26 protein-coding genes and 2 pseudogenes are annotated in these 23,298 nt (G+C 68.5%); 12 read left to right on the top strand and 16 right to left on the bottom strand.

The annotated features are described in order from the left end of the window. Positions 1–4 precede the first annotated feature (4 nt). The 3 genes from pstA to ASD25_RS22760 form a co-directional block, all read right to left on the bottom strand. Positions 5–1,291 carry a phosphate ABC transporter permease PstA gene (gene pstA / locus ASD25_RS22770; RefSeq protein ID WP_056620718.1) on the bottom strand — a complete coding sequence of 429 codons (1,287 nt, stop codon included), beginning with the start codon at positions 1,289–1,291 and terminating at the stop codon, positions 5–7. Next, positions 1,284–2,714 (bottom strand): phosphate ABC transporter permease subunit PstC, encoded by a 1,431-nt coding sequence (pstC, locus tag ASD25_RS22765; RefSeq protein WP_056620716.1) that lies wholly within the window; start codon positions 2,712–2,714, stop codon positions 1,284–1,286. Before pstC ends, pstA begins: the two co-directional genes overlap by 8 nt. Positions 2,715–2,851: 137 nt before the next feature. Further along, positions 2,852–4,249 (bottom strand): cell wall metabolism sensor histidine kinase WalK, encoded by a 1,398-nt coding sequence (locus tag ASD25_RS22760; RefSeq protein WP_056620714.1) that lies wholly within the window; start codon positions 4,247–4,249, stop codon positions 2,852–2,854. Between the two features lie 152 nt (positions 4,250–4,401). Here ASD25_RS22760 and ASD25_RS22755 point away from each other — a divergent pair, with 152 nt between their 5' ends. The 3 genes from ASD25_RS22755 (at position 4,402) to ASD25_RS22745 (ending at position 7,796) form a co-directional block, all read left to right on the top strand. Beyond that, positions 4,402–5,358, top strand: coding sequence for an ABC transporter ATP-binding protein (locus tag ASD25_RS22755; RefSeq protein ID WP_056621391.1), 957 nt, complete (start codon positions 4,402–4,404; stop codon positions 5,356–5,358). Next, positions 5,355–6,749 (top strand): ABC transporter permease, encoded by a 1,395-nt coding sequence (locus tag ASD25_RS22750; protein ID WP_056620712.1) that lies wholly within the window; start codon positions 5,355–5,357, stop codon positions 6,747–6,749. The genes ASD25_RS22755 and ASD25_RS22750 overlap by 4 nt, the downstream gene beginning before the upstream one ends. Before the next feature lie 372 nt (positions 6,750–7,121). Further along, positions 7,122–7,796 carry a COQ9 family protein gene (locus tag ASD25_RS22745; RefSeq protein ID WP_056620711.1) on the top strand — a complete coding sequence of 225 codons (675 nt, stop codon included), beginning with the start codon at positions 7,122–7,124 and terminating at the stop codon, positions 7,794–7,796. 169 nt (positions 7,797–7,965) lie between these two features. On the opposite strand, the gene ASD25_RS22740 is transcribed toward ASD25_RS22745, so the two are convergent. Further along, positions 7,966–8,964 (bottom strand): 5-(carboxyamino)imidazole ribonucleotide synthase, encoded by a 999-nt coding sequence (locus ASD25_RS22740; protein WP_056620710.1) that lies wholly within the window; start codon positions 8,962–8,964, stop codon positions 7,966–7,968. Continuing rightward, on the bottom strand, positions 8,965–9,453 hold the full coding sequence (purE, locus tag ASD25_RS22735) for a 5-(carboxyamino)imidazole ribonucleotide mutase (protein WP_056620708.1): 489 nt from the start codon (positions 9,451–9,453) through the stop codon (positions 8,965–8,967). It abuts the gene before it with no gap. 125 nt (positions 9,454–9,578) lie between these two features. Between purE and ASD25_RS22730 the strand changes: the two genes are divergently transcribed. Beyond that, positions 9,579–10,142: a GGDEF domain-containing protein gene (locus ASD25_RS22730; protein ID WP_056620706.1), complete on the top strand. Its 564-nt coding sequence runs from the start codon at positions 9,579–9,581 to the stop codon at positions 10,140–10,142. A 6-nt stretch (positions 10,143–10,148) separates the two neighbouring features. Here ASD25_RS22730 and ASD25_RS22725 read toward each other — a convergent pair whose 3' ends face one another. Genes ASD25_RS22725 through ASD25_RS22715 form a run of 3 tightly spaced genes read right to left on the bottom strand, consistent with a single transcriptional unit; the run spans position 10,149 to position 11,488 of the window. Beyond that, positions 10,149–10,373, bottom strand: coding sequence for a YdcH family protein (locus tag ASD25_RS22725; RefSeq protein WP_056620704.1), 225 nt, complete (start codon positions 10,371–10,373; stop codon positions 10,149–10,151). Between the two features lie 39 nt (positions 10,374–10,412). After that, complete coding sequence (locus tag ASD25_RS22720) at positions 10,413–10,877, bottom strand: TIGR02444 family protein (RefSeq protein ID WP_056620702.1); 465 nt, start codon at positions 10,875–10,877, stop codon at positions 10,413–10,415. Continuing rightward, positions 10,874–11,488, bottom strand: a complete 615-nt coding sequence (locus ASD25_RS22715) for a UbiX family flavin prenyltransferase (protein WP_056620701.1) — start codon at positions 11,486–11,488, stop codon at positions 10,874–10,876. Before ASD25_RS22715 ends, ASD25_RS22720 begins: the two co-directional genes overlap by 4 nt. 53 nt (positions 11,489–11,541) lie before the next feature. Here ASD25_RS22715 and ASD25_RS22710 point away from each other — a divergent pair, with 53 nt between their 5' ends. After that, complete coding sequence (locus ASD25_RS22710) at positions 11,542–11,715, top strand: YdcH family protein (RefSeq protein WP_056620699.1); 174 nt, start codon at positions 11,542–11,544, stop codon at positions 11,713–11,715. Positions 11,716–11,776: 61 nt separating this feature from the next. Here ASD25_RS22710 and ASD25_RS22705 read toward each other — a convergent pair whose 3' ends face one another. Next, entirely contained in the window at positions 11,777–12,424 is a 648-nt protein-coding gene (locus tag ASD25_RS22705) for a cell cycle transcriptional regulator TrcR (protein WP_056620697.1), read from the bottom strand. 217 nt (positions 12,425–12,641) lie between these two features. Between ASD25_RS22705 and ASD25_RS22700 the strand changes: the two genes are divergently transcribed. Beyond that, complete coding sequence (locus tag ASD25_RS22700) at positions 12,642–13,223, top strand: beta/gamma crystallin-related protein (RefSeq protein WP_056620695.1); 582 nt, start codon at positions 12,642–12,644, stop codon at positions 13,221–13,223. Here the strand turns inward: ASD25_RS22700 and ASD25_RS22695 are convergent. Then, complete coding sequence (locus tag ASD25_RS22695) at positions 13,220–14,191, bottom strand: NAD(P)H-quinone oxidoreductase (RefSeq protein WP_056620693.1); 972 nt, start codon at positions 14,189–14,191, stop codon at positions 13,220–13,222. The two genes, ASD25_RS22700 and ASD25_RS22695, sit on opposite strands and share 4 nt — an antisense overlap. An 83-nt stretch (positions 14,192–14,274) precedes the next feature. Here ASD25_RS22695 and ASD25_RS22690 point away from each other — a divergent pair, with 83 nt between their 5' ends. Next, on the top strand, positions 14,275–14,478 hold the full coding sequence (locus ASD25_RS22690; protein ID WP_056621389.1) for a DUF1192 domain-containing protein: 204 nt from the start codon (positions 14,275–14,277) through the stop codon (positions 14,476–14,478). 101 nt (positions 14,479–14,579) lie between these two features. Further along, positions 14,580–15,095 carry a DUF1465 family protein gene (locus ASD25_RS22685; protein ID WP_056621387.1) on the top strand — a complete coding sequence of 172 codons (516 nt, stop codon included), beginning with the start codon at positions 14,580–14,582 and terminating at the stop codon, positions 15,093–15,095. Between the two features lie 3 nt (positions 15,096–15,098). On the opposite strand, the gene ASD25_RS22680 is transcribed toward ASD25_RS22685, so the two are convergent. From ASD25_RS22680 to rpmE (ASD25_RS22675), 3 genes and pseudogenes are all read right to left on the bottom strand, one after another. Next, positions 15,099–16,601: a murein L,D-transpeptidase gene (locus ASD25_RS22680; protein WP_235562847.1), complete on the bottom strand. Its 1,503-nt coding sequence runs from the start codon at positions 16,599–16,601 to the stop codon at positions 15,099–15,101. 229 nt (positions 16,602–16,830) lie between these two features. After that, a pseudogene (rpmE, locus tag ASD25_RS32340) lies at positions 16,831–16,965 on the bottom strand (50S ribosomal protein L31); the annotation flags it as partial. Between the two features lie 8 nt (positions 16,966–16,973). Beyond that, the gene (gene rpmE, locus ASD25_RS22675; RefSeq protein ID WP_055830066.1) at positions 16,974–17,198 is read right to left on the bottom strand and encodes a 50S ribosomal protein L31; all 225 of its coding nucleotides are present in this window, start codon (positions 17,196–17,198) and stop codon (positions 16,974–16,976) included. Positions 17,199–17,430: 232 nt separating this feature from the next. Between rpmE (ASD25_RS22675) and ASD25_RS22670 the strand changes: the two genes are divergently transcribed. After that, positions 17,431–19,278 (top strand): ABC transporter transmembrane domain-containing protein, encoded by a 1,848-nt coding sequence (locus tag ASD25_RS22670; protein WP_056620690.1) that lies wholly within the window; start codon positions 17,431–17,433, stop codon positions 19,276–19,278. Here ASD25_RS22670 and ASD25_RS22665 read toward each other — a convergent pair. Further along, on the bottom strand, positions 19,275–19,712 hold the full coding sequence (locus tag ASD25_RS22665; protein WP_056620689.1) for an HIT family protein: 438 nt from the start codon (positions 19,710–19,712) through the stop codon (positions 19,275–19,277). The genes ASD25_RS22670 and ASD25_RS22665 overlap by 4 nt on opposite strands. Before the next feature lie 101 nt (positions 19,713–19,813). On the opposite strand from ASD25_RS22665, the gene ASD25_RS22660 reads away from it, so the two are divergent. After that, entirely contained in the window at positions 19,814–20,176 is a 363-nt protein-coding gene (locus ASD25_RS22660; protein WP_056620686.1) for a phage holin family protein, read from the top strand. On the opposite strand, the gene ASD25_RS22655 is transcribed toward ASD25_RS22660, so the two are convergent. Continuing rightward, complete coding sequence (locus ASD25_RS22655; RefSeq protein WP_056620684.1) at positions 20,173–21,318, bottom strand: GNAT family N-acetyltransferase; 1,146 nt, start codon at positions 21,316–21,318, stop codon at positions 20,173–20,175. The genes ASD25_RS22660 and ASD25_RS22655 overlap by 4 nt on opposite strands. Positions 21,319–21,462: 144 nt before the next feature. Further along, the gene (locus ASD25_RS22650; RefSeq protein WP_056620682.1) at positions 21,463–21,921 is read right to left on the bottom strand and encodes a RidA family protein; all 459 of its coding nucleotides are present in this window, start codon (positions 21,919–21,921) and stop codon (positions 21,463–21,465) included. A gap of 391 nt (positions 21,922–22,312) precedes the next feature. On the opposite strand from ASD25_RS22650, the gene rplM reads away from it, so the two are divergent. Both rplM and ASD25_RS22640 read left to right on the top strand, forming a co-directional pair. Further along, positions 22,313–22,789: a 50S ribosomal protein L13 gene (gene rplM / locus ASD25_RS22645; RefSeq protein ID WP_056620680.1), complete on the top strand. Its 477-nt coding sequence runs from the start codon at positions 22,313–22,315 to the stop codon at positions 22,787–22,789. A gap of 2 nt (positions 22,790–22,791) precedes the next feature. Continuing rightward, positions 22,792–23,267: pseudogene (locus ASD25_RS22640) on the top strand (30S ribosomal protein S9). Positions 23,268–23,298: the final 31 nt, after the last annotated feature.

Here is a 23,298-nt window from a genome sequence, read left to right as displayed (position 1 = left end):
CGGACTACCACCGGCGTTCAAAGCGCCGGCGCAGGAAGATGGCGGCGGCGTTCATGACGATCATGAAGGCGAGAAGGACAAGGATGGCGGCCGCCGTGCGCTCATGGAAGGCGCGTTCGGAGGCGTTTTCCCAGATGTAGACGAGGGACGGCAGGGCGCCGGTCGGCTCGCCGATGCTGTGCGGAATGCCCGGGATGAAGCTGACCATCCCGATCAGCAGCAGGGGGGCGGTTTCGCCCAGGGCGTGGGCCATGGAGATGATGGCGCCGGTCATGACGCCCGGCATGGCCAGCGGCAGGGTGTGGTGGAAGACGGTCTGGGTCTTCGACGCGCCCATGGCCAGGGCGGCCTCGCGGATCGAGGGCGGCACGGCTTTCAGCGACGAGCGGGTGGCGATGATGATGGTCGGCAGGGCCATCAGGGCCAGTACGAGCCCTCCGACCAGCGGGCTGGCGCGGGGCAGGTGCATCCAGTTGATGAACAGGGCCAGACCCAGCAGGCCGTAGATGATCGACGGCACGGCGGCGAGGTTGTTGATGTTGACCTCGATCAGATCGGTCAGCCGCCCGCGCGGCGCGAACTCTTCCAGATACAGGGCCGCGCCGACGCCCAGCGGAATGGCGATGATGGCGGTGACCAGCAGCATCAGGGCCGAGCCGACGACAGCGCCCAGCACCCCGGCGAGTTCCGGCTCGGTGGAGTCGCCCTTGGTGAACAGGTCGCTGTTGAAGTGGGCGGCGACGTGGCCCGAGGCCTTCATCCGGTCCAGCCAGCCGATCTGTTCGTCGGTCAGGCGGCGCTGGTCGGCGGGGGTGTCGCGCGAAATCTCGCCCTTGAAGAACAGGTCGGCGTCGTCGGAGACGGGGGCCGCGATCGGCACGGTCTGGCCGATCAGGTTCGGGTTGCTCTGGATGCGGTCGGCGGCCGCAAACTTCAGTTCCGAGGAGAACAGGCTGCGCATGGCGGTCGCCTTGGAGCCCTGCGCGTCATCGGCGATGCCGAAGCGGGCCAGTTGCTGTTCGGCGACCAGCAGCTCGAAATTGGTGCCCTGCGGATAGCCGCGGTCGATGCGGGCCGGGTCCATATAGACCGGCACGGTGACCGTGTGGGCGTAGAAGGCCGTGTGGCCCTGTTCAATGATGCGGCCCAGCAGCAGCAGCAGGAAGCCGACGGCCACGCCGATGGCCAGCAGGCCGTACAGCTTGAACCGGCCCTCGCGGGCGTAGCGACGCTTCAGACCGGCCCGCAGGCGGTCGGCGCGCATCTCGGGCGTGACGGTCGCGTCAGTCATACTGCTGCCGATAGGTCTGGACGATGCGCTGGGCGACGATGTTCAGCGCCAGCGTCACGAGGAACAGGGTCAGGCCGAGGCCGAAGGCGGACAGGGTCTTGGGGCTGTTGAACTCCTGGTCGCCCGTCAGAAGGGTGACGATCTGGACGGTCACCGTTGTGACGGTGTCCAGCGGGTTCAGGGTCAGGCGGGCGGCCAGGCCCGCGGCCATGGTCACGATCATGGTCTCGCCGATGGCCCGCGACATCGCCAGCAGCATGGCGCCGGCGACGCCGGGCAGGGCGGCGGGCAGGAGGACGCGTTTGACGGTCTCGGACTTCGTCGCGCCCATGGCGTAGGAGCCGTCGCGCAGGCTCTGGGGCACGGCGTTGATGATGTCGTCGGACAGGGAGCTGACGAACGGGATCAGCATGATGCCCATGACCATGCCGGCGACGAGAGCCATCTGGTTCTGGACCAGCATCAGATACTGGCCGAGACCGTCCAGCGGGCCGCCGACGAGGAACGCGCCGATCTCGTTGAAGAAGACCCGGAAGGCGGGGCCCACGGTCAGGGCGGCGAAGAAGCCGTAGACCACGGTCGGCACGCCGGCGAGAATCTCGAGCACCGGCTTGACCACGGCGCGGAATGTGGGCCCGGCGTATTCCGACAGATAGATGGCCGAGAACAGACCGACCGGCGCGGCCACGAACATCGCGATGAGCATGATCAGGAAGGTGCCGGCGAACAGGGGCAGGGCCCCGAAGGCACCGGTCGAGCCGACCTGATCGGCGCGGATGGCGGTCTGGGGGCTCCACTGGGTTCCGAACAGGAACTCGGTGATCGGCACCGAGGAGAAGAACCGGATCGAGTCATAGACCAGCGAGGCGATGATGCCGACGGTGGTCAGGATGGCGACGGCCGAGCAGACGAACAGCAGGCCGATGATCCAGCCCTCGACCCGGTTGCGGGCGCGCATGCCGGGGCGGATCTGGCTGAAGACGAACAGGGCGCCCAGCAGGGCGGCGACGACGGCGGCGGCGACCGCGCCCAGTTCGAGCATCAGGGCGATGCGCGAGACGCGCCGGCCCTCGACGGGCAGGAGCTCGGCATAGGGTGCGGGCCAGATCTGCACGGCTGGCCGGCCGGCGCCGACCGAGCGCGCGTCGGCGAAGAAGGCCTCGCGGCGGAAGGGCTCGAGCTGCTGCACGGCTTCGGGCGCGCCAGAGGCGGTCAGCTGCTGCTCGATCGGGGCGGAAAAGACGTTGGCGGCGATCAGGATGACCATCGCCGGGACCACGGTCCAGATCAGGGCGTAGGCGCCGTGCTGGCCGGGACGGGAATGGGGCCGCTGGCCCTCACCGCGCCGGCGCGCGAGCCTGCGGCCGCCCAGATAGGCGACAACGGCTGCTGCGATCAGGATCGGCAGGAAAAGCCAGGTCATGGACGTCCGGGACAACAGGAATCAGGACGCCGGCACCCCGTACGCCCCCGTCGCGATAACTGCCCCGGAATGGTCAGCGGATTACGACGGGCGAATGACAGTTCTGTTACGCTGCACGGCCCCGTGACGCCGGGCTGTCATACAGCGGTCGTGGAGCGAGCGGCCGCGACGGGGAAATAGGCGGTGAAGAGGGCGCCGTGGCCGGGGGCGCTTTCCACCGTCAGGCCGCCGCGGTGGCGGTTGACGATGTGTTTGACGATGGCGAGGCCCAGACCCGTGCCCTGGCGCTCGCCGCTCTTCTGGCCCTCCACGCGATAAAAGCGTTCGGTCAGCCGGGGCAGGTGCTCACGGGCCAGTCCGGGGCCGTGGTCGCGCACGGTGATGGCGGCGTAGCGCTGGCCGGTCTCGCGATCCGGCGTGACCAGCGGCAGCCGGGTCGCGCCGTCGCCGCGATTGCCGCCGGACCAGGGCGCGGAGGCCTCGTCGAGGGCGATATCGGGCTGGATGACGATCTCGACCGTGCCGCCGGACGGGGAGTATTTGATCGCGTTGTCGACGAGGTTCTGAACCACCTGCAGGATCTCGTCGCGATCGCCGTTCACCGGCGCGCCCAGTCCGCGGTCCTGCAGGCTGACGGTGACGGCGCGGTCGGCGGACAGGACGCTGACGGCGTCGATCACGTCGGCGGCGGCGCGGGCCAGATCGACGCGGCCGGCGGGCGGGATGTGTTCGTTCAGCTCGATCCGGCTGAGCGACAGCAGGTCGGCGACCAGCCGGCTCATGCGGTCGGCCTGGGTCGCCATGATGTCGAGAAATTTGTCCCGCGCCTTGGGATCGTCCCGGGCGTGCCCCTTCAACGTTTCGATAAAGCCGGCGAGCGAGGCCAGCGGCGTCTTCAGCTCGTGGCTGGCGTTGGCCAGGAAGTCGACGCGCATCAGCTCCATACGGCGCACATCGGTCTCGTCGCGCAGGACCAGCAGCGCCAGCGTCTGGCCGTCGGGCGAGGGCAGGGGACGGGTCAGGGCGCGCCAGTGTCGTGTCTGAGCGCCTACGCCGGCGTAGTCGGTGGTGCGGGTCACCCCGCCGAACAGGGCTTCGTCGACCGCTTCCAGCACGGCCGGATCGCGCAGGACGGGGACCAGCAAGGCGGCCTCGGTCTGGATGCGCAGCAGGTCGCGCGCGGCGGTGTTGGCCAGGACGATGCGGCGGCCGGCAATGTCGTCAGGCTCGCCGCCCGAGACCACCAGCACAGGGTCGGCCAGGGCCTCGAAGACGCTGTCCAGCAAAAGCCGGTCGGCCGGCGGCTCCGTCTGCGCGGCGCCCACGGGTTCAACAGCGACCTCGGGCAGGCGGTGGATCGTCCAGGTGGCGAGTCCGATCAGCACGGCGGCGCCGAACAGCCAGACCGCGGCCCCGGGCTGGAGTATGGCCGCCACGAGCAGGGCGACGATGGCGATCCCGGCGCTGGCGCCGACCGTCCACAGACGCGATCCGGTTCGCGGTGCGACGGGTGAGGATGAGACTTCGTAGGGCATTCACGCTTTCGCTGGCGCGGGCGACTCGTATCCCGCGAACATGACACGGAATTCATGACAGCGGAGCATCGTCCGCCCTCGCAACGGGTTGTCAAACGTCCTTTACACTCTTATCCATCGTGCAAATATATCGAGTTCGGCCGGAGGGGATGATGACGGCGGCATTGACGCTGGACGGGGTGAGCAAGCGGTACGGAGAGTTCCGGGCCGTGGAGGACCTGAGCTTCGAGGTCCAGAAGGGCGCCATCTGCGGCTTTCTGGGTCCGAACGGGGCCGGCAAGACCTCGACCATCCGGATGATCCTGGGCTTGCAGGGCGTCAGCGCGGGCAGGATCGAGATTCTGGGCGCCGACGACGGGCGCAAGGTGCGCGACCGGATCGGCTTCCTGCCGGAGGAGCGGGGCCTCTACAAGAAGATGACGCCGGTGGACGCGATCGCCTTTTTCGGCTCGCTGAAAGGTCTGCCGCTCGCCGAGGGCCGTCGGCGCGCAAAGGACATGCTCGAAGCCCAGGGGCTGGGCGCATCGAGGAACAAGAAGATGAAGGAGCTGTCCAAGGGGATGGCGCAGAAGGTCCAGTTGATCGCCTCGGTCGTGCATCGGCCGGAGTTCGTCATCCTGGACGAGCCGTTCTCGGGGCTGGATCCGGTGAACCAGCAGGGGCTGGAAGCGGTCATCCGCGATCTGGCGGCTGACGGGGCGACGGTGCTGTTCTCGACCCATGTGATGCAGCACGCCGAACGCCTGTGCGACAAGGTCGTGCTGCTGGCCCGCGGCCAGAAGGCGTTCGAGGGCACGGTGACCGAGGCGCGGGCGACCTCGAAACGGTTTCTCGAGCTGGAAGGCGCGATTGACGCGGCGCAGGCGGCGGCGTTGCCGGGCGTCAGCGGCGTCGAGGTCGTTTCCGAAATCGACGGCGTGCGGGTGCTGAAGGCCGCGCTGGGCCAGGGCGGCAAGGGGCAGGACACGCTGAAGGCGGCCTTCCTCGGGGGGCTGGACGTGCGGCGGTTCGAATTGCGCGAACCCAGCCTGCATGACGCCTTCATCAACCTGACGGGGGACCATCCTGACGTCGATCAATCCGTGAAAGTGGCGGAGGCCGCCCGATGAACCGCACCTTCCTGATCGCCCGGCGCGAATACGCCGCCTACGCCAAGACCGTGGGTTTCTGGCTGTCGCTGCTGGCCTTTCCGCTGTTCGGCGTGCTGGGCGGAGCGGTGCCGATCCTGATCCGCACCTCGGAGCCTGTCCGGGAAGTGGCTGTCATCGAGGAGGGCCCCGCCGCGGCCGGACTGGCCCGCGCGGTCAGCGACGCCCTGCGTCGCGAAGCAGACCGTCAGGCCGAACGCGCCCGGGAAGCGGCGGAGAAGGCGAGGGAGGTCACGGGCATGGCCACGCCGCCCAACGCCGCCCAGGGAGCGCTGGCTTCGCTGGACCGGACCCGGATGCGCATCGTCGCCACGCCGGCCGAGATCACGGCGGCCGCGCCCGGCGAGGCCCAGACCGAGGTCGTCCGCCGGTTCCTCGACGAGGATACGCCGAAGGAACAGCGGCTCGACGCCATCGTCTTCCTGACCCGCGACGCCGCCGGAAAGCCCGGCGCCCGCGTCTGGACCGCCCGGGCCACCGACGACACGGTCGAGGATTTCGTGCGCGACGCGCTGCGCGCCGCCAACCGCCGGTCCGTGTTCGAGGCCGCGGGCATCGACGGGACGGTGGTGGAGGCGACCGAGTCCTTCCGCCCGGAGGTGACGGCCTTCTCGCCGAGGTCCGCGAGCGGGGGGGAAGTCTCGTTCCGTGACCGCCTGCCCCAGCTTATCGGCCTGATCGCCGGCTTCCTGCTCTGGTCGCTGATCATCACCGGCGCCTCGATCCTGCTGAACAGCGTGATGGAGGAGAAGTCGAACAAGATCCTTGAGGTGCTGCTTTCGTCCGCCTCGGCGACCGAGATCCTGGCGGGCAAGGTGCTGGGGGTGGCTCTGCTGACCCTGACGGTGCTGGCGGCCTGGGGCTCGATCGGCGCGGTCGGCATGATCGGGCTGCTGCCACAGTATGCGGGCGACGTCGGCGACGTCCTGCTGAACGGCGGCATGCTGGGCTGGTTCGCGGCCTTCATGGTCGGCGGCTACATGATGTACGCGGTCCTGTTCGCGGCCGTCGGCGCCTTCTGCGAGACGCCGCGCGACGCCCAGACCCTGATGGGGCCCATAATGATGGTCCTGATCATCCCCCTGATCACCATGCAGATGGCGCTCAGGACGCCGGATGCGCCGGCGATCCAGATCATCTCGATGATCCCGTTCTTCACGCCCTTCGTCATGATGGCGCGCCTGCCGTCGGAGCCGCCGATGATCGAGCTGATCGGCTCCATCGTGGGCATGTTCGCCTTCGCCCTGTTCATGGTCTGGATCGCCGGCCGCGCCTTCCGCGCCGGGGCCCTGTCCGATGTGAAGCTGAGCTGGAAGGCGTTCGGGACGGCGATCAGGGGCGGGGGGACCTAGGTCGCCCCGGGAGACAGCCCGAGCAAGAAAAAGGGCCGCTCCGGTTTCCCGGAGCGGCCCTTGATCTGTCTGGTGCAGCGTTCGCTCAGGAGCGCGGACCGCCGACGCCCGGCACGCGGGGCTTCGGAGGCGGCAGCAGGCCTTCGCGCTCGACGTTATTATCGCGAACGAAAATCTGTACCAGGTTGAACTCTCCTTTGGCCGCCCGCCGCGCACCTCGAAAGGGAGACGGGCAGACAAATAAAATCGTCTTCCGGGGACAGGGTCCGCGGATGAAGGCGGGCTGATACACGTTTGCCCCCCCGCTGTCCAGATCGTCGCGCCTCAATCTGAAGGGTCGAAACGCCCGCGAGACGGGCATATGCTGTCGCCATGACCGATGCGCCACACCTGTCGAACGACGCGCCTGAAGGAGACTGGGGCGACCGGATGGAGCAGTCCGTGCTGGACGCGGCCCTGCGGCTGGCCCCCGCGCTGGGATGGAACAGCCGGATGGTGAGGCGGGCCTGCGCCGAAAACGGCCTGTCGTCGGGGGACGAAGAGCTGCTGCTGCCCAACGGCGCGCGGGATCTGGCGGCCCTGCTGTCGCGGCGGCACGACGACCGGGCGCTGGCGGTGCTGGCCGAGGTCGATGCGAAATCGCTGAAGATGCGCGAGCGAATCGCCCGCGCCGTTTCGGCCCGGATGGAGGCGGGGGCCGCCGATCTGGAGGCCACGCGCCGCTGCGCCGCCTTCCTGGCCCTGCCGACCAACGCCGATCTGGGGCTGAAACTGGCGTGGGAGAGCGCAGACCACCTGTGGCATTGGGCCGGGGACACGGCGACCGACTGGAACCACTATTCCAAGCGGGCGATCCTGTCGGGGATTCTCATTCCTGCCCTGACGATGCGCTGGTTCGACGGCAAGGACGCAGCCGAAGCCTTCGTCGCCGCCCGGATCGAGAACGTCATGGCCTTCGAGAAATGGAAGGCCGGCAAGGATTTCGATGCGCCGCTGAGGAAGGTCAGCGAGGCGCTGAGCCGGATGCGGTATGGGGCGAAGAGCTAGCCCGCTTCTCTTTCGTCATTCCGGGCGAAGCGCAGCGAAGAGCCGGAACCCAGCGGAGCGCCGGCGCTGACCGCGCGAACTTTTCGAGCCGACAGTGTTTCGCCGCCGTCGCGGCACCGCTGGGTTCCGGGTCTCCGAGGCTGCGCCTCTCCGCCCGGAATGACGACGATCAAATGAGCGGCTTCACCCGGTTCACATGGCCCATCTTGCGGCCGGGTCGGGCCTCGGCCTTGCCGTAGAGGTGCAAACGGGCGTCGTCCTTGCTGGACAGCTTCGTCCACTGGTCGACCTCGTCGCCCAGCAGATTGGTCATCTCGACCCGGGCGTGGGCGGTGGTCGGGCCCAGCGGCCAGCCGGCGATGGCGCGGATGTGCTGTTCGAACTGGTCGCAGACGCAGCCGTCCTGGGTCCAGTGGCCAGTGTTGTGGACGCGGGGGGCGATCTCGTTGACCAGCAGACGGCTGTCTCCGAGGTCGAACAGTTCGACGCCGAGGACGCCGACGTAATCGAGGCCTTCCAGCACCGATTTCGCGATGGCGCGGGCGCGCTTGTCCGTCTTCGCATCGACGGCAGCGGGCGCGAGGGTGGTCTTGAGGACGCCGCCCTTGTGGATGTTCTCGCCCAGCGGATAGACGGCGATCGCGCCGTCGCGGCCGCGGGCGGCGATGACGGACAGTTCGCGGGTGAAGTCGGCGCGGGCTTCCAGAATGGCGGGCCGTTCGCCGATGGCGTGCCATGCGTCCGCCGCCATGGCGGCCGAGCGGACCCAGACCTGACCCTTGCCGTCATAGCCGTCGCGACGGGTTTTCAGCAGGGCGGGCAGGCCGAGGCGTTCAATCCCGTTCAGCAGATCGTCGAGGCTGTCGACGGCGGCGAAGTCTACGGTGGTCGCGCCGACGCCGTTGAGGAAGGTTTTTTCGTCGACGCGGTCCTGCGCCACGGCGAGGGCCTTGGGGCCGGGGGCCACGACGGCGCCGCCCCGGACCAGCCGCTCGACCGAGGTCGCGGGGACGTTCTCGAACTCGAAGGTGACCGCTTGCGAGGTCTGACCCAGAACGCCGAGTGCGTTCAGGTCGTCATAGGGGGCGACGATCTGGCCCTGGGACACGCGTCCCAGCTGGCCGCCGCCGAGAATGCCGAGGGTCGAGCCGGGAGCCAGAGGGGTCACTCAGTCCTCGACCGTCTCGTGGACCGCCTCGGTCTGGGCTTCGCGGAAGGCCGTCAGACGTCCGGCCAGCACCGGATCGGCCAGGGCCAGAATCTGGGCGGCGAGGATGCCGGCGTTCTTTGCTCCGGGCTCGCCGACCGCGAGGGTGGCGACCGGAATGCCGCCGGGCATCTGGACGATAGACAGCAGGCTATCGAGGCCCTTGAGCGCCCTGGACTCGACCGGAACGCCCAGCACCGGCAGTTCGGTCATGGAGGCGGCCATGCCCGGAAGGTGGGCCGCGCCGCCGGCGCCGGCGATGATGACCTTGAAGCCCGCGGCCTTTGCGCCGGTGGCGAAATCGAACAGCCGCTGCGGCGTGCGGTGGGCGCTGACGACCTTCGCGTCCCAGGCCACGCCGAGGCGATCCAGCGCGTCGGCGGCGTGTTTCATGGTCGGCCAGTCCGAGCGGCTGCCCATGATGATCGCCACGGGTGTCTGGGTCGGCATGGGTGCATGCTCTTTCGCGGGAAAGCGGCGCGATACAGGACTCGCGTTGCGCCCGCAACCGACGGCGTTAGGCTGACCCTTGGCCTGGCGTAGTGAGTCGCCGGCCGGGGGAGCCCTCTTCGCTCGTGAGCAACGCGGCCGTCATCGACCCTTACGACGAGATCGAGCGCCTGCGCGCGGAGATCGAGGCCCTGCGCCGACGCGCCGAAGCGGCCGAGGCTGCGGCGGATCACGACGTGCTGACGCCGGTGCTGAACCGGCGCGGATTCATCGCCCAGTTGAAGAGCGCCATGGCCTTCTGCCAGCGCCACGGCACGCCCGCGGTGCTGCTGTATCTCGATCTGGACGGGTTCAAGGGCGTCAACGACAGCCTGGGCCACGCGGCGGGCGACGCGGCCCTGGTTCATATCGCCAATCTGCTGACCGCCAATCTGCGCGAATCGGACGCCGTGGGCCGGCTGGGCGGGGACGAGTTCGGTCTGCTGATGCTGAACGCGGGCCTGAACGGCGGCCGCGAGAAGGCGCAGCGGCTGGCCGACGCCCTGGCGGCCGAGGAATTCACCTGGAACGGCAAGTCGACCCATCTGGGCGGTTCGTTCGGTGTGCGCGCCTTCAACGGCCACACCGATCCCGAGGTCTGGCTGGCAGAGGCCGACGCGGCCATGTGGGTGCGCAAGAAGGGCCGATAGGCCGGCTCAGGCGATGATGTCGGGCAGGATCCGGTCTTCGATCTTGGTGATCTCGTCGCGCAGCAGCAGCTTCTTCCGCTTCAGACGGGCGATCATCAGCTGATCGGGTACGGGCATGCGGCCGAGGGCCTCGATCGAGGCGTCGAGGTCGGCGTGCTCGAGCTGGAGCAGCTTGAGGCGGGCGTGGAGCGCCTGCTCTTCCTCGGTCAGAAACGGTTCGTCGTCATTCATACTGGGGACCCCGGACGCCTGCTTATACTGTGCGTCGCATCAGGCCGGAAGGCGCTCGGCGAGACGGACCAGCCCGGCGCGCGGCGTCATCGGCGACCAGACCCGGGCGGCGGCGACCATGGCGGCGAGCAGCGGCTGCGCCGGCCCGCACGGGGCAGGGGCCAGGGCCTCCAGCGCGGTCAGAAGGCGGAGTTCAGCCTCAAGCTCCACGGCCTTGACCTGCGCCCGCACGGCCTCGCGGTCGGCGTCGGCCAGATCGGGAGCGCGGGGGTTCAGGGCGCGGCGGACGGCGCGCAGAGGGGCGATGGCGGTTTCCTGCCAGGCGCGGGCGGTGTCGCCGGCGGCTTCCAGGGCGTCTTCATCCGGGACGCGTCCTTCGGAGGCGCACCAGGCGGCCCAGAGAAGCAGGGGAATGTTCTGGCCGGCCGAGTCCTGAAGCTCCAGACAGGCCTCGGCGACCCCGTCGGCGGCCCAGATGGTCAGCGACCAGTCCCGGAGACTCATTCGGCGGCCGCGCCCTTCAGCCCGTCCCAGCGGCGGACGGCGGACCAGTCGAGGCCGAACACGTCCAGCGCCCGGCCGACGGACTGGTCGACGATGTCGGCGATGCTGGTCGGCTTCGCATAGAAGGCGGGCAGGGGCGGTGCGATGACGGCGCCCATCTCGGCCAGGGCTGTCATGGTGCGCAGGTGGCCGAGGTGCAGCGGAGTCTCGCGGACCATCAGGACGAGAGGCCGGCGCTCCTTCAGCACCACGTCGGCGGCGCGGGTCAGCAGGGTGGAGGTCACGCCGGTGGCGATCTCGCTCATGGTGCGGACCGAACACGGGGCGACGATCATGCCCATGGTTCTGAACGAGCCCGAGGCGATCGAGGCACCGACGTCGTTGAGCCGGTGCGTCACGTCGGCGCGGCTCATCAGATCGTCGGCGGAAATATCGGTCTCCTGCGACAGGGTCAGCAGGGCGGCGCGGGTCACGACCAGGTGACTTTCGACCCCGAGCTCGCGCAGGGCGTCCAACACGCGGACGCCGTAAGTGACGCCGGACGCTCCGGAAATTCCCACGATCAATCTGTTGGAGGATGCGCCGGAAAGGTTCCGTACGGCTCCGTTCACAGGTCAGACCCGGCGCTGACTGTACTGGTCCCTTAGACATGGAGGCGCAAGCCATGACCATCGAAGCTCGTATCCGCGAACTGGGAAACCGTCACCGCAATCTGGATGAGACCATCCGGAGAGAGATGATCCACCCGGCCACGGACTCGCTTCACGTCAGGGAGCTGAAGCAGCAGAAGCTGCGACTTAAGGAACAGATCACCAGTCTGGAGGCCCGCGCCGGATAGCGAGGCGGCCTCCCGACAAAGACATCGGCCCCGGAGAGCGATCTCCGGGGCCGTTTTTTGTCTAGTCCTTGTCGCCGAACACCGAAGCGGCGGTGGGCTCGGCCCCGCGGCGTTCGCGGGCCTCGGGGACGAACTCCTCCTCGGCCGGTTCGGCAGGGGCGTCGACGGGCTGCAGGGTGGCGCCGCCCTTCTTGGCGTCGTCCTTCGCCTTCTTGTCGGCGGCCTTGCGGACCAGTTCGTCCAGGGCCAGCTGGCCGACGAGGCCGAGGGTCACCGGGTCGACCGGCTTGATGTTGGCGCTGTTCCAGTGGGTGCGGTTGCGCACGCTCTCGATGGTCGACTTGGTGGTGCCGAGCATCTTGGCGATCTGGGCGTCGGTCACCTCGGGGTGGTTGCGAACGAACCAGGCGATGGCGTCCGGACGGTCCTGACGGCGCGAGACGGGCGTGTATTTCGGCGCGGGCTTGCCGCCCTTCATCAGCTCGGCGTGGCGGCTGACCACGGCCTGCATGCGGTAGCTGTCGTCGTTCTGGGCCTTGTCCAGTTCCTCGCGGGTCAGCTGGCCGTTGACCAGCGGATCGGCGCCGCGGATGTCGCGGGCAACGTCGCCGTCGGCGAKGCCGCAGAAGTCGGCGATCTGCTCGAACGTCAGGGAGGTGTTGTCGACCAGCCAGACCGCGGTGGCCTTGGGCATGAGGATGTCGGTCATGAACGCATTCCGGTTTGGTTTTCAGGCCCGGAATCCGGGCTCTGGATACGACGGCGCCCGGCCTTTCGACCGGGCGTTGATGATGGCGATATAGGCCTGTTCGGCTGAAAAGAAAACGGTTGCCTACAATGCCGTACAGCCACGGTTCATCCAGCAAGCTTCACGGTGGGGTCACGGACGCATCGGGCGCCCGACAAAACCTTCGGGAGGGACGACCATGTTGATCGAGATGCTGGCCGCCATGGCGGTCGTTTCGGGCGGAGCCGCTCCGGCGCAGGATTACGGGACGCGGGTCGCGCCGCGCGGCGACTATCGCCAGAGCTGCAGCGGCGAATACACCAACCGCGGCCGGCTGTATGCGGACTGCCGGACCAACCGCGGCCAGATCCGCGGTACGTCCATCGAGCTGAACCGTTGTTCGGACTACGAGATACGCAACAACGACGGCCTGCTCGTCTGCGGCCCGAACCGGGGTCAGTACGAGGATCGGCCCGGCGGCGGCAACGGTCCCGGCCGGCCGGGCGGCGGCGGCGGCGGCCGTGGCTCGGCGATGGTCTATCGCGACGCCGATTTCCGCGGCGCCAGCTTCCGGTTCGATGACGAGGTCGCGAATCTGGCGAGCACCGGCTTCAACGACGCCATCAGTTCATTGCAGCTGCGCGGCGACTGGGAGGTCTGCACGGACGCCTATTTCCGGGGCCAGTGCGTGATCATCAGCAATGACGTCCGCAACCTGCGCAACTCGGGCATGAACGACCGGATCTCCTCCATGCGCCCGGTCCGCGGCGGACGCCGCTAGGTCGTCAGCACGATCTTGCCGACGTGGCCGCCTGCCTCCAGCGCGAGGTGGGCGGCCGACGCCTGTTCCAGCGGGAAGGTCGCCTCGACCGGCGGGCGAACCGCGCCGGAGGCGACCCAGGGCCAGGCTGTCGCTTCCACGGCGGCGATCAGCCGGGCCTTTTCGTCGGCGGGGCGGGCGCGAAGGGTCGAGCCGGTCAGCACGATCCGCTTCATCATCAGCCGCGCCAGATCGATCTGCGCCGCCGATCCCGACTGGGTGGCGATCACGACCCAGCGGCCGAATTGCTTGAGCGCCGCCTGATTGAGGGCGGCGTAGTCGGCGCCGACCATATCCAGCACCACATCGGCGCCGCCGAAGCCTGCAATGGCGGCTTCCATGTCATCGGCATGGGCGTCGAGACTGAGGTCCGCGCCCAGACGCAGGGCGGCGGCGGTCTTTTCGGCGCCGCGAGACGTGGCGATGACCTTGGCGCCGGCCGCCTTCGCCATCTGGATGGCCGTGACGCCGATGCCGCTGGTCGCGCCATGGATCAGCAGGATTTCGCCGGCCTTCAGGTCGCCGGCCTCGAAGACATTGGCGAAGACGGTGCAGAGGGTCTCGGGCAGGGCAGCGGCCCGGATCAGGTCGACGCCATCGGGGACGGGCAGGGCGTGGCGGGCGTCGACGATGGCGCAATCCGCGTAACCCCCGCCGCCGAGGAGGGCGCAGACCCTGTCGCCGAGCCTCCAGCGGGGGGCGCCCTCGCCGATCTGGTCGATTTCCCCGGCGACCTCGAGGCCGAGGATGTCCGGGGCGCCGGGCGGGGCGGGATAGCGGCCGAGGCGCTGCAGGATGTCGGGCCGGTTGATCCCGGCGGCGCGCACGCGGATGCGGATCTGACCCGGCCCCGCCACGGGATCGGGCCGTTCCGCGAGGGTCAGGGCCTCCGCCGGACCCGATCCGCCTGCGATCTCGATGACCCGCATCCGTACATCCCGTTCTTGCAATCGTCCGTCTCCGGGCGTTTTGATACGAGGTTGCGTATCCCTTGGCCACGAAGGAGGCGGCGATGTTCGATGATCTGGAGCCCCGTCCGGCGCGCGGCGCGCCGCTGATCGCCCTGACGCGCGAGGACCTGGACGGCTATTCGGTCGAGGACCTGAAGCAGCGTATCGCGGGGCTTGAGGCCGAGATCGCCCGCTCGAAGGCGGCCATCGAGGGCAAGTCGTCCCAGCGCAACGCCGCCGACGCCATGTTCAACTTCCGGCCCTGAATCAACCTGTTGGCACAACCGTTGCAGTGATTTGATGCGCCGCGCGAAACCGTGCCGGTCGTGATACGGATGCGCGTTCCCTTATGAGTTTGACCGACTTCATGCCCACCGACGCCGACATCATTCCGTCCGCCGGCCGCAGCCGCGCCGCCGTCGTCGACGACTTCGCGCGCTCGGAGCTGTTCGACCGCACCTTCCGCGAAGGCATGGAACTGGTCGAGGACACCGCCGCCTATCTGGACGGGGACGGCCGCCGCGAATCCAAGCTGCTGTCGCGGGCCACGGCCCTGGCCTACGCCGGCGAGAGCATGAAGCTGACCACCCGGCTGATGCAGATCGCGTCCTGGCTGCTGGTGCAGCGGGCCGTGCGCGAGGGCGACATGACGGCGCTGGCGGCCTGCGAGGCGCGCTACCGGCTGACCGACCGCAAGCCGGAGACGGAGCCGACGAACAACGAACTGCCGATCGCCCTGGTCGAATATCTGGTCCGGGCCGAGAAGCTGTACGACCGGGTCCTGCATCTGGACCGGCGCATGTATCTGGACGCGCCCGAGGAGGACGCGATCAATCCGGTGCAGAGCCAGCTGGACCGGCTGACGGCGGCGTTCGGAAGCTAGACCCTATGGCCCGACGTCGTTGGCGACGCGGGCGCCGTCATCGACGGGCTTGGGCAGGCTGAGGGCGATGCCCAGCGCTTCGGCCAGTTTGGCGTCGCGGCTGTAGACGTCCTCGCGGAAGGCGACCCGGCCCTGACCGTCGACGAAGGCGGTCCAGTACAGCAGGCGCACGCTGATCTCGCGACCCGTGGAGATTCGCTTGGTCTCGCGGGTGTCCTGGGCGGTGTCGAACTGGGCCAGCAGATCCGGATCGGGGGACAGAAGCAGGCGAGCGAACTCGACCGCGTTCTGCACGCGGACGCAGCCGTGCGAACGCTGGCGGGTGGACAGGTTGAAGGCCGCCTTCGACGGGGTGTCGTGCAGGAAGATGGCGTAGCTGTCGCGCAGTTCGAACTTCACATAGCCGAGCGCCGCTGTCGGACCGGCCCGCTGGATGACCGTGCCGTTCGAGATGTACATGTTCTGGCTGGCCAGATAGCCGGGGCCGCGCGGAAGGATTTCGTTGCGGGCGATCGAGGCCGGGACATACCAGGGCGGATTGGCGACCACGGAAGCGAACGGCTTCTCGAGGCTGGGCGTCTGGTTGGTGGGCGAGCCGCAGACGACCCGGTTGGAGTGAACGGGGCGACCGTCCTTCCAGTAGACCATGATGGCGGCGGCGGTGTTGACCTCGATCCGCTCTGGCGAGACCTCGCGCTTCAGCCAGCGGCGGCGTTCGAGGTTCAGGGCGATCTGGCGGGCGCGGTCCTCGGCCGAGGCGGACAGCGAGCGCTGGCTGCCGGTGCCGATACGGCCGTCGGCGACGAGGCCGTGCCGGACCTGGAAGCCGCGCACGGCGGCCTGGAGTTCGGAGCCGTAGACGATGCCCTGCTGGGTCAGGCGCGCGCCGTCGGCCGCAGGCAGGTCCCCTTCGGCGACGAGGCGCTGGATGAGGGCGGGAATGCGGGCGTCGCTGGCGCCGGGCTCGATCGTCGGGCCCTGACGGAAGACCGGCCAGCCGCCCTCGCGGATCAGGCGGCGATAACGGACGTAGCCGGCGGACAGGTTGGAATAGCCGATGTCGGTGGGCGCCAGTCCCTCGAACCAGTCGACCAGACGGTTCTGGGCCAAGGCGTCGTTGAGGCCGACGGGCAGGTCGACGCGGTTCTTCTGCATCTCCCACAGGTCCTCGACCGTCTCGGGACGGACGCGGCCTTCGGCCAGCACGCGGGCGTAGCCCATGGCGGCGGCGGTGGTGCGCATTTCAGCGGAGTTGCGGTCCGCGGCCAGGGTTTCGAAGTTGAAATAGTCGGACTGGGCCAGACCGTGACGCTCGGCGCGGCCGGCGGCGGCCTGAAGCGCGCGCAGACGTTCGGCGTTCCAGACGGGACGCCAGCCGTTCAGCTCGTAAAAGGCGCGGACGTCGGGCTGGATGCCGGCGGGCAGGGCGGCCAGCTGGTCGTTGAACCGGTCATAGAAGGCCACGGCCGAGGGATCGCGGGTCTGGGCAAGGGCAGCCTGACCCATGGCTGACGCAAACGCCGTTACGGCCGCGCCCAATCCGAGTTGCCGTCGATTCATCGCAAGGTCTCTACGCCGGTTTCGATGCGGGACACCGTGTCCACGCCCCCCGAAAAGGCCAACGCCGCCATGTTATCGGCGTTCCGGCCAAACAGAAAGGCGCCGGTCCGGGGACCGACGCCTTTGTTGTCGTCTTGCCTCAGGGTGTGGCTGGAAAGCCCGCCCCGACAGCGGCCTACTTCTTGATGAAGCCGGCGAACTTGTTGTTGAAGCGCGAAACGCGGCCGCCGCGGTCCAGCATGTGCTGGTTGCCGCCGGTCCAGGCCGGGTGGGTAAGAGCCCAACATCGACCTGGCTCTGAAAGACGCCCNCAGCGGCCTACTTCTTGATGAAGCCGGCGAACTTGTTGTTGAAGCGCGAAACGCGGCCGCCGCGGTCCAGCATGTGCTGGTTGCCGCCGGTCCAGGCCGGGTGGGTCAGCGGATCGATGTCCAGGTTCAGGACGGCGCCTTCCTTCTGGTAGGTCGAGCGCGTCTGATAGGTGGTGCCATCAGTCATCGTAACGGTGATGAAGTGGTAGTCGGGATGCGTATCCGCCTTCATGGTCCTGGTCCGGTCTCTGCGCGATGACGATGCCGACCGTCGGAGCGCGAAAATGAGAAAACCCGCCAGCGAAGGGCGGGAATGAGCGGCGGCGTTTACACCGGGGGCCGTTCCGGGGCAAGAGGCGCGCGCCATGACAGATGCAACCGCCACCGCNAAACCCGCCAGCGAAGGGCGGGAATGAGCGGCGGCGTTTACACCGGGGGCCGTTCCGGGGCAAGAGGCGCGCGCCATGACAGATGCAACCGCCACCGCAGACGCCGCTGACATCCGGGGACGCCCCGGCGCGGGGGCCGTTCTGATCGAACAGCTGGGCGAGGCGGGCAAGCGGCGCGAGAAGCGCCGGGACGTTCGCCCGCTGGGTCGGTTGCTTCCCTATGCGATGCGGCACAAGGGCCATATGGCGATGGCGGGGATCTGGCTGATCCTGTCCACCGCCGCCTCGCTGGCCCTGACGGCCTCGGCGCGGGGCGCCATCGACAACGGATTCGACAACGGCGGGTCGGAGCTGAACCTGTGGTTCCTGCTGCTGGGGGTGAACGCCCTCTTCCTCGGGCTGGCGACCGCCGTCCGCTATTATTTCGTGACCAAGACGGGCGAGCGGGTCATCGCCGACCTGCGCAAGGGCCTGTTCACGCGCATCCTGACGCTGGACCCGGCCTTCTACGCCTCCATGCGCACCGGAGAGGTGCTGTCGCGTCTGACGACCGACATCGCCCTGGTCGAGACGCTGCTGACCACCTCGGTGTCCTATGCCCTTCGCAACTTCCTGACGCTGATCGGGGGGACGGTGCTGTTGTTCGTGGTCAGCCCGAAGTTGACGGGGATGGTGCTGCTGATCGTGCCGCTGCTGCTGGGGCCGATCTTCCTGTTCGGGCGGCGGGTGCGGAAGCTGACCGTGGCTTCGCAGGACCGGTTCGCCAACGCCGTCGGTTTCGCCGGCGAGAGCGTCGATGCGATCGAGACCGTGCAGGCCTTCGGCCGCGAGGCCAGCGCCATCGACCGGTTCGGCAAGGCCGTCGAGGACGCATTCGGCGTCTCGCTGGTGAGGATGAAGGCGCGGGCGCTGATGACCGCCATGATCATCGTGGTGATGTTCGGCGGCGTGACGCTGGTGCTGTGGCTGGGCGCGCAGGACGTGATCGCCGGGCGGATGACGCCGGGAGCCCTGCTGCAGTTCGTGCTGCTGTCGGTGTTCGCCGCCGGCGCCGTCGGCGCGCTGGGCGAGAGCTGGGGCGATGTGCAGAAGGCGGCGGGCGCCATGGAGCGGATCGACGAGCTGATGCGCAGCGAGGCGGCCATCCGGGCGCCGGAGACGCCGCGGGTCCTGCCGGAGCCGCCAACGGGCGAGGTGTCGATGTCGGCGGTGCAGTTCGCCTATCCGGGGCGGCCCGACCTGCCGGCGCTGAAGGGATTTTCGCTGACGGTGCGGCCGGGCGAGACGGTGGCTCTGGTCGGGCCGTCGGGCGCGGGCAAGAGCACGGTCTTCCGGCTGTTGCTGCGCTTCTATGATCCGCAGTCGGGCGTGGTGTCGGTCGACGGGATCGACGTGCGCGAGGCCGACCCGGTCGCCGTGCGCGGCCGGTTCGCCTGGGTGTCGCAGGAGGCGCCGCTGTTCTCGGGCTCGGCCAGCGAGAATATCCGCTTCGGGCGCGAGGAGGCCGATGAGGTTGCGATCCGCTCGGCCGCCATCGAGGCTCAGGCGCTGACCTTCGTCGAGGCCTTGCCGGAAGGCTTTGACACGCCGCTGGGCGAGCGCGGCAAAAGCCTGTCGGGCGGACAGCGGCAGCGCATGGCCATTGCGCGGGCGCTGGTGCGTGACGCGCCGATCCTGCTGCTGGACGAGGCGACCTCGGCGCTGGACGCCGAGAACGAGCGTCTGGTGCAGGCCGCGCTGGATCAGGCGATGGAGAACCGCACGACCATCGTCATCGCCCACCGTCTGGCCACCGTCCTGCGCGCCGACCGCATCGTGGTGATGGAAGACGGCAAGGTCGTGCAGGAGGGCACGCACCGGGCGCTGATGGCGCAGGGCGGGCTGTACGCCAAGCTGGCCGAGCTGCAGTTCCGCGCGGACTAGTCGAGCGCCGCTGCGATCCGGTCGGCGAGGCCGCGCAGGGTTTCCATATCCGCCATCGGCGCGTGACCGTGGCCCTTCATCTGGCGGCCGGCCCAGCGCGGGACGATGTGGAAATGGAGGTGGAAGACGGTCTGGCCGCCCGCTTCGCCGTTGAACTGCATGATCTGGAAGCCATCCGGCTGGAGCGCCTTTTCGACGGCGCGGGCCGTGCGCCGCGTGGCCTCGGTCAGGCGGGCGAGGGCGTCGGGCTCGATCTCCAGCAGGGTCCGGGCGGTCGAGGTCTTCGAGATCAGCAGGACATGGCCTTCCGACTGGGGGAAGACGTCCATGAAGGCCAGGATGTCGTCGTCCTCCCACACCTTCACCGAGGGGATCTCGCCACGCAGGATCTTCGCGAAGATGTTGTCGGGGTCGTAGGGGGCCTTCAGGGTCATCGCGCGCTCCGGGTCTATCGGCAGCCTAGCGAAGGGCGGGAGACGTGGGGAGCCCGGCGGCGGATTTTGCGTTATGGTCACGGTTCAATCGGGAGGCGTCCATGCTGCGTTTCATCGTCCAGTTTCTCGTCACCTGCCTGGCCCTTTGGCTGGCGGCGCAGGTGGTGCCCGGGGTCGGGTTCACCGATACGCCGTCGCTGTTGCTGGCGGCGGTCCTGCTGGGCGTGGCCAACGCCATCGTGCGGCCGATCCTGACGATCCTGACCTTCCCGCTGACCATCCTGACGTTCGGCCTGTTCCTGCTGGTGGTGAACGCGGCGGTGATCGGGCTGGTGGCGATGCTGCTGAGCGGGTTCGTGGTCGATGGTCTGATGGCGGGCGTCGGCGCGGCGATCGTCACCGGCATCGTCAGCTGGATCGCCGGCTGGTTCATCGGCGATGACCGGCCCAGGCGCGTCGACTAAACCTTGCGGAAGGGCGACAGCTCGTCGGTCATGACCGCGATCTCGGCCTCCACCGCCTGACGCTCGCCGTCGAGGTAGCGGGCCACCGGTTCGCGCAGGGCGGGGTCGGCGATGAAGTGGGCCGAATGGACGGGGGAGGGCAGGTACCCGCGCGCGATCTTGTGCTCGCCCTGCGCGCCAGCCTCGACGCGGGACAGGCCGCGCGAGATCGCGAATTCGATGGCCTGATAGTAGCAAAGCTCGAAATGGAGGAAGGGGACCTCCTCCAGCGCGCCCCACTGGCGGCCGTACAGGGCGTCGGCGCCGATCAGGTTCAGGGCGCCGGCGATGGCGTCGCCGTCGCGGAAGGCCATCACCAGCGCGATGCGGTCGGCCATGGTCGCGCCGATGCGGGTGAAGAAGTCCCGCGTCAGATAGGGACGACCCCACTTCCGCTCGCCCGTGTCCATGTAGAAGGCGAAGAAGGCGTCCCAGTGAGCTTCCGTGATGTCGGCGCCGGTCAGGACCCGGATGTCGAGGCCGGCCTGCGCCTCGCGGCGTTCGCGGCGGATGGTCTTGCGGCGGTTCGAGGACAGGGCGGACAGGAAGTCGTCGAAGGTCGCATAGCCGCCGTTGCGCCAGACGTACTGCATGTCCTGCCGCTGCAGCAGGCCGGCCTCGCCCATGGCGTCCCAATCGGGGCGGGTGGGGAAGTTGACGTGCAGGGACGATACGCCGAGCCGTTCGGTCAGGGCCAGGGCGCCCTGCAGCAGGGCCTGCCGCACCGTGGCCGCGTCTGCGTCGGGGTGGGCGAGGAAGCGGGGGCCGGTGACGGGGGTAAAGGGCACGGCGGCCAGAAGCTTGGGATAGTAGCGGCCGCCGGCGCGCTCATAGGCGTCGGCCCAGCTGTGGTCGAAGACGTATTCGCCCTGGCTGTTGCCCTTGAGCCAGAGGGGCATGACGCCGATGACGCGGTCGGTCTCGTCGCGCAGGGAGAGGTGACGACCGGCCCAGCCCTGCCGCGGGACCGCGCTGCCGGACGCCTCGCAGGCGTCGAGGAAGTCGAAGGAGACGAACGGGTCGCCGGAGGCGGACGCGCAGGCGTCCCAGGCTTCGCGGCCTATGTCGGCGACGGCGTTATGGACCTGGATCTGGAAACTCAAATCCGTGCATCCCGGCGAAAGCCGGGACCCAGTGGTTTGGGCGAGCGGTCCAATATGGCGTGCGCGGTCGCCGATCCTGAAGCGCAGGCATCAAGCTGGACAGAACTGGGTCCCGGCTTTCGCCGGGATGCACGGAACATGGGATCAGCGAACTTCCACGATGGCGTCCACCTCGACGGCGAAGCCGAGGGGCAGTTTGTAGACGCCGACGGCCGAGCGGGCGTGGCGGCCCTTGTCGCCGAAGACCTCGACCATCAGGTCGGAACAGCCGTTGATGACGGCGGGAATGGCCTCGAAGTCGCCGGCGGCCTGGACGAAGCCGCCCAGTTTGACGACGCGCACGACGCGCTCGAGGTCGCCGTCGAGGGCGGCCGAGATCTGGGCCAGCAGGTTGACGCCGCACATGCGGGCGCCCTTGACCGCGTCCTCCTGCGAGACGTCGGCGCCGACCGTGCCCTTGAGGCCGCCCGAGGCGTCGTTCGACAGTTGGCCAGAAATGTGGACCAGATTGCCGGTCTGGACGAAGGGCACATAGTTGGCGACCGCCTTGGCGGGTTCCGGCAGGGAGATGCCGAGTTCGGCGAGGCGGGCGGCGACGGTCATGGGAAAGGCTCCTGGGGGTTTTGCGGCGGTTTAGCGCGGGGGCGGGCGCGTGTCATCGCGGATTGCTCGCATTGTCTCCTCCCTGTTCGCGCAGCGAATGGGGAGGGGGACCGCGAAGCGGTGGAGGGGTAGAAGCGGCGCGGCCCCCTCCGTCACGGCCCAAGAGGCGCCGCGCCACCTCCCCATCGGAGACGGGCAGGAGACTTGAGTGTCAAAATATGCGGTATTTTAATACCGTAATAGATTTGTCTATGTAAATCAGTTAGATAAACCATGAGTGGTCAATCGACTGCCATTGACCCCCCGTCCCCCTTCCTCTATCAGCGCGCCTTCCGCTCATCCCGGCCATCGGGAGGGGCACTCCGTTCGTCTATTCCCGGGAACCCCGAACATGCTGAAGAGCACCACGGTCGCGCTGAAGCCGGCCGAGGTCACGAAGAAGTGGATCCACATCGACGCCGAAGGCGTCGTGGTGGGCCGTCTCGCGACCTTCATCGCCAACCGTCTGCGCGGCAAGCACCGCGGCGACTACACCCCGCACGTCGATTGCGGCGACTATGTCGTCGTCACCAACGTCGACAAGGTGGTGTTCACCGGCAAGAAGAACACCGACAAGATCTACTACCGCCACACCGGCCACCCGGGCGGCRTCAAGCAGACGACCCCGGARAAGGTCCTGAACGGCCGCTTCCCCGAGCGCGTGCTTGAAAAAGCTGTCGAGCGCATGCTGCCCAAGGAGAGCCCGCTGGCTCGCCTGCAGATGACGCACCTGCGCCTGTTCGCCGGCGCKGCGCACACCCATGAAGCCCAACAGCCGGAAACGATCGACTTCAAGTCGGCGTCCGCCAAGAACACCCGGAGCGTCTGAGCATGACCGACGTGACTGCTGAMACGCCCGCCGTGGAAACCGCACCGACCGAAACCCTGACGGGCTTCGACGCCCTGAAGACCATGCAGAGCCCCGGCGCGGGCGAAGAGCACCCGGTCTACGTCCAGAAGCTGGACGCCCAGGGCCGCGCCTATTCGACCGGCAAGCGCAAGAACGCGATCGCCCGCGTGTGGATCAAGCCCGGCTCGGGCAAGATCACCATCAACGGCAAGGATCAGATGCAGTATTTCGCCCGCGAAATCCTGCGCATGATGATCGCCCAGCCGCTGGAAGTGACCGACCGCCTGACCCAGTTCGACGTCGACTGCACCGTGCAGGGCTCGGGCCTGTCGGGCCAGGCCGGCGCSATCCGCCACGGAAGCCGCACGGCTTCCTGACCCGCGACAGCCGCGTCGTCGAGCGCAAGAAGTACGGCCGCGCCAAGGCCCGCAAGTCCTTCCAGTTCTCGAAGCGCTAAGCCGTTTCACTACGGTATGGATGGGGGCGCT

The sequence above is a fragment of the Brevundimonas sp. Root1423 genome (assembly GCF_001426805.1).
The sequence above is the reverse complement of the archived record's forward strand: the minus strand, read 5'-3'. Positions and strand labels throughout refer to the sequence as shown.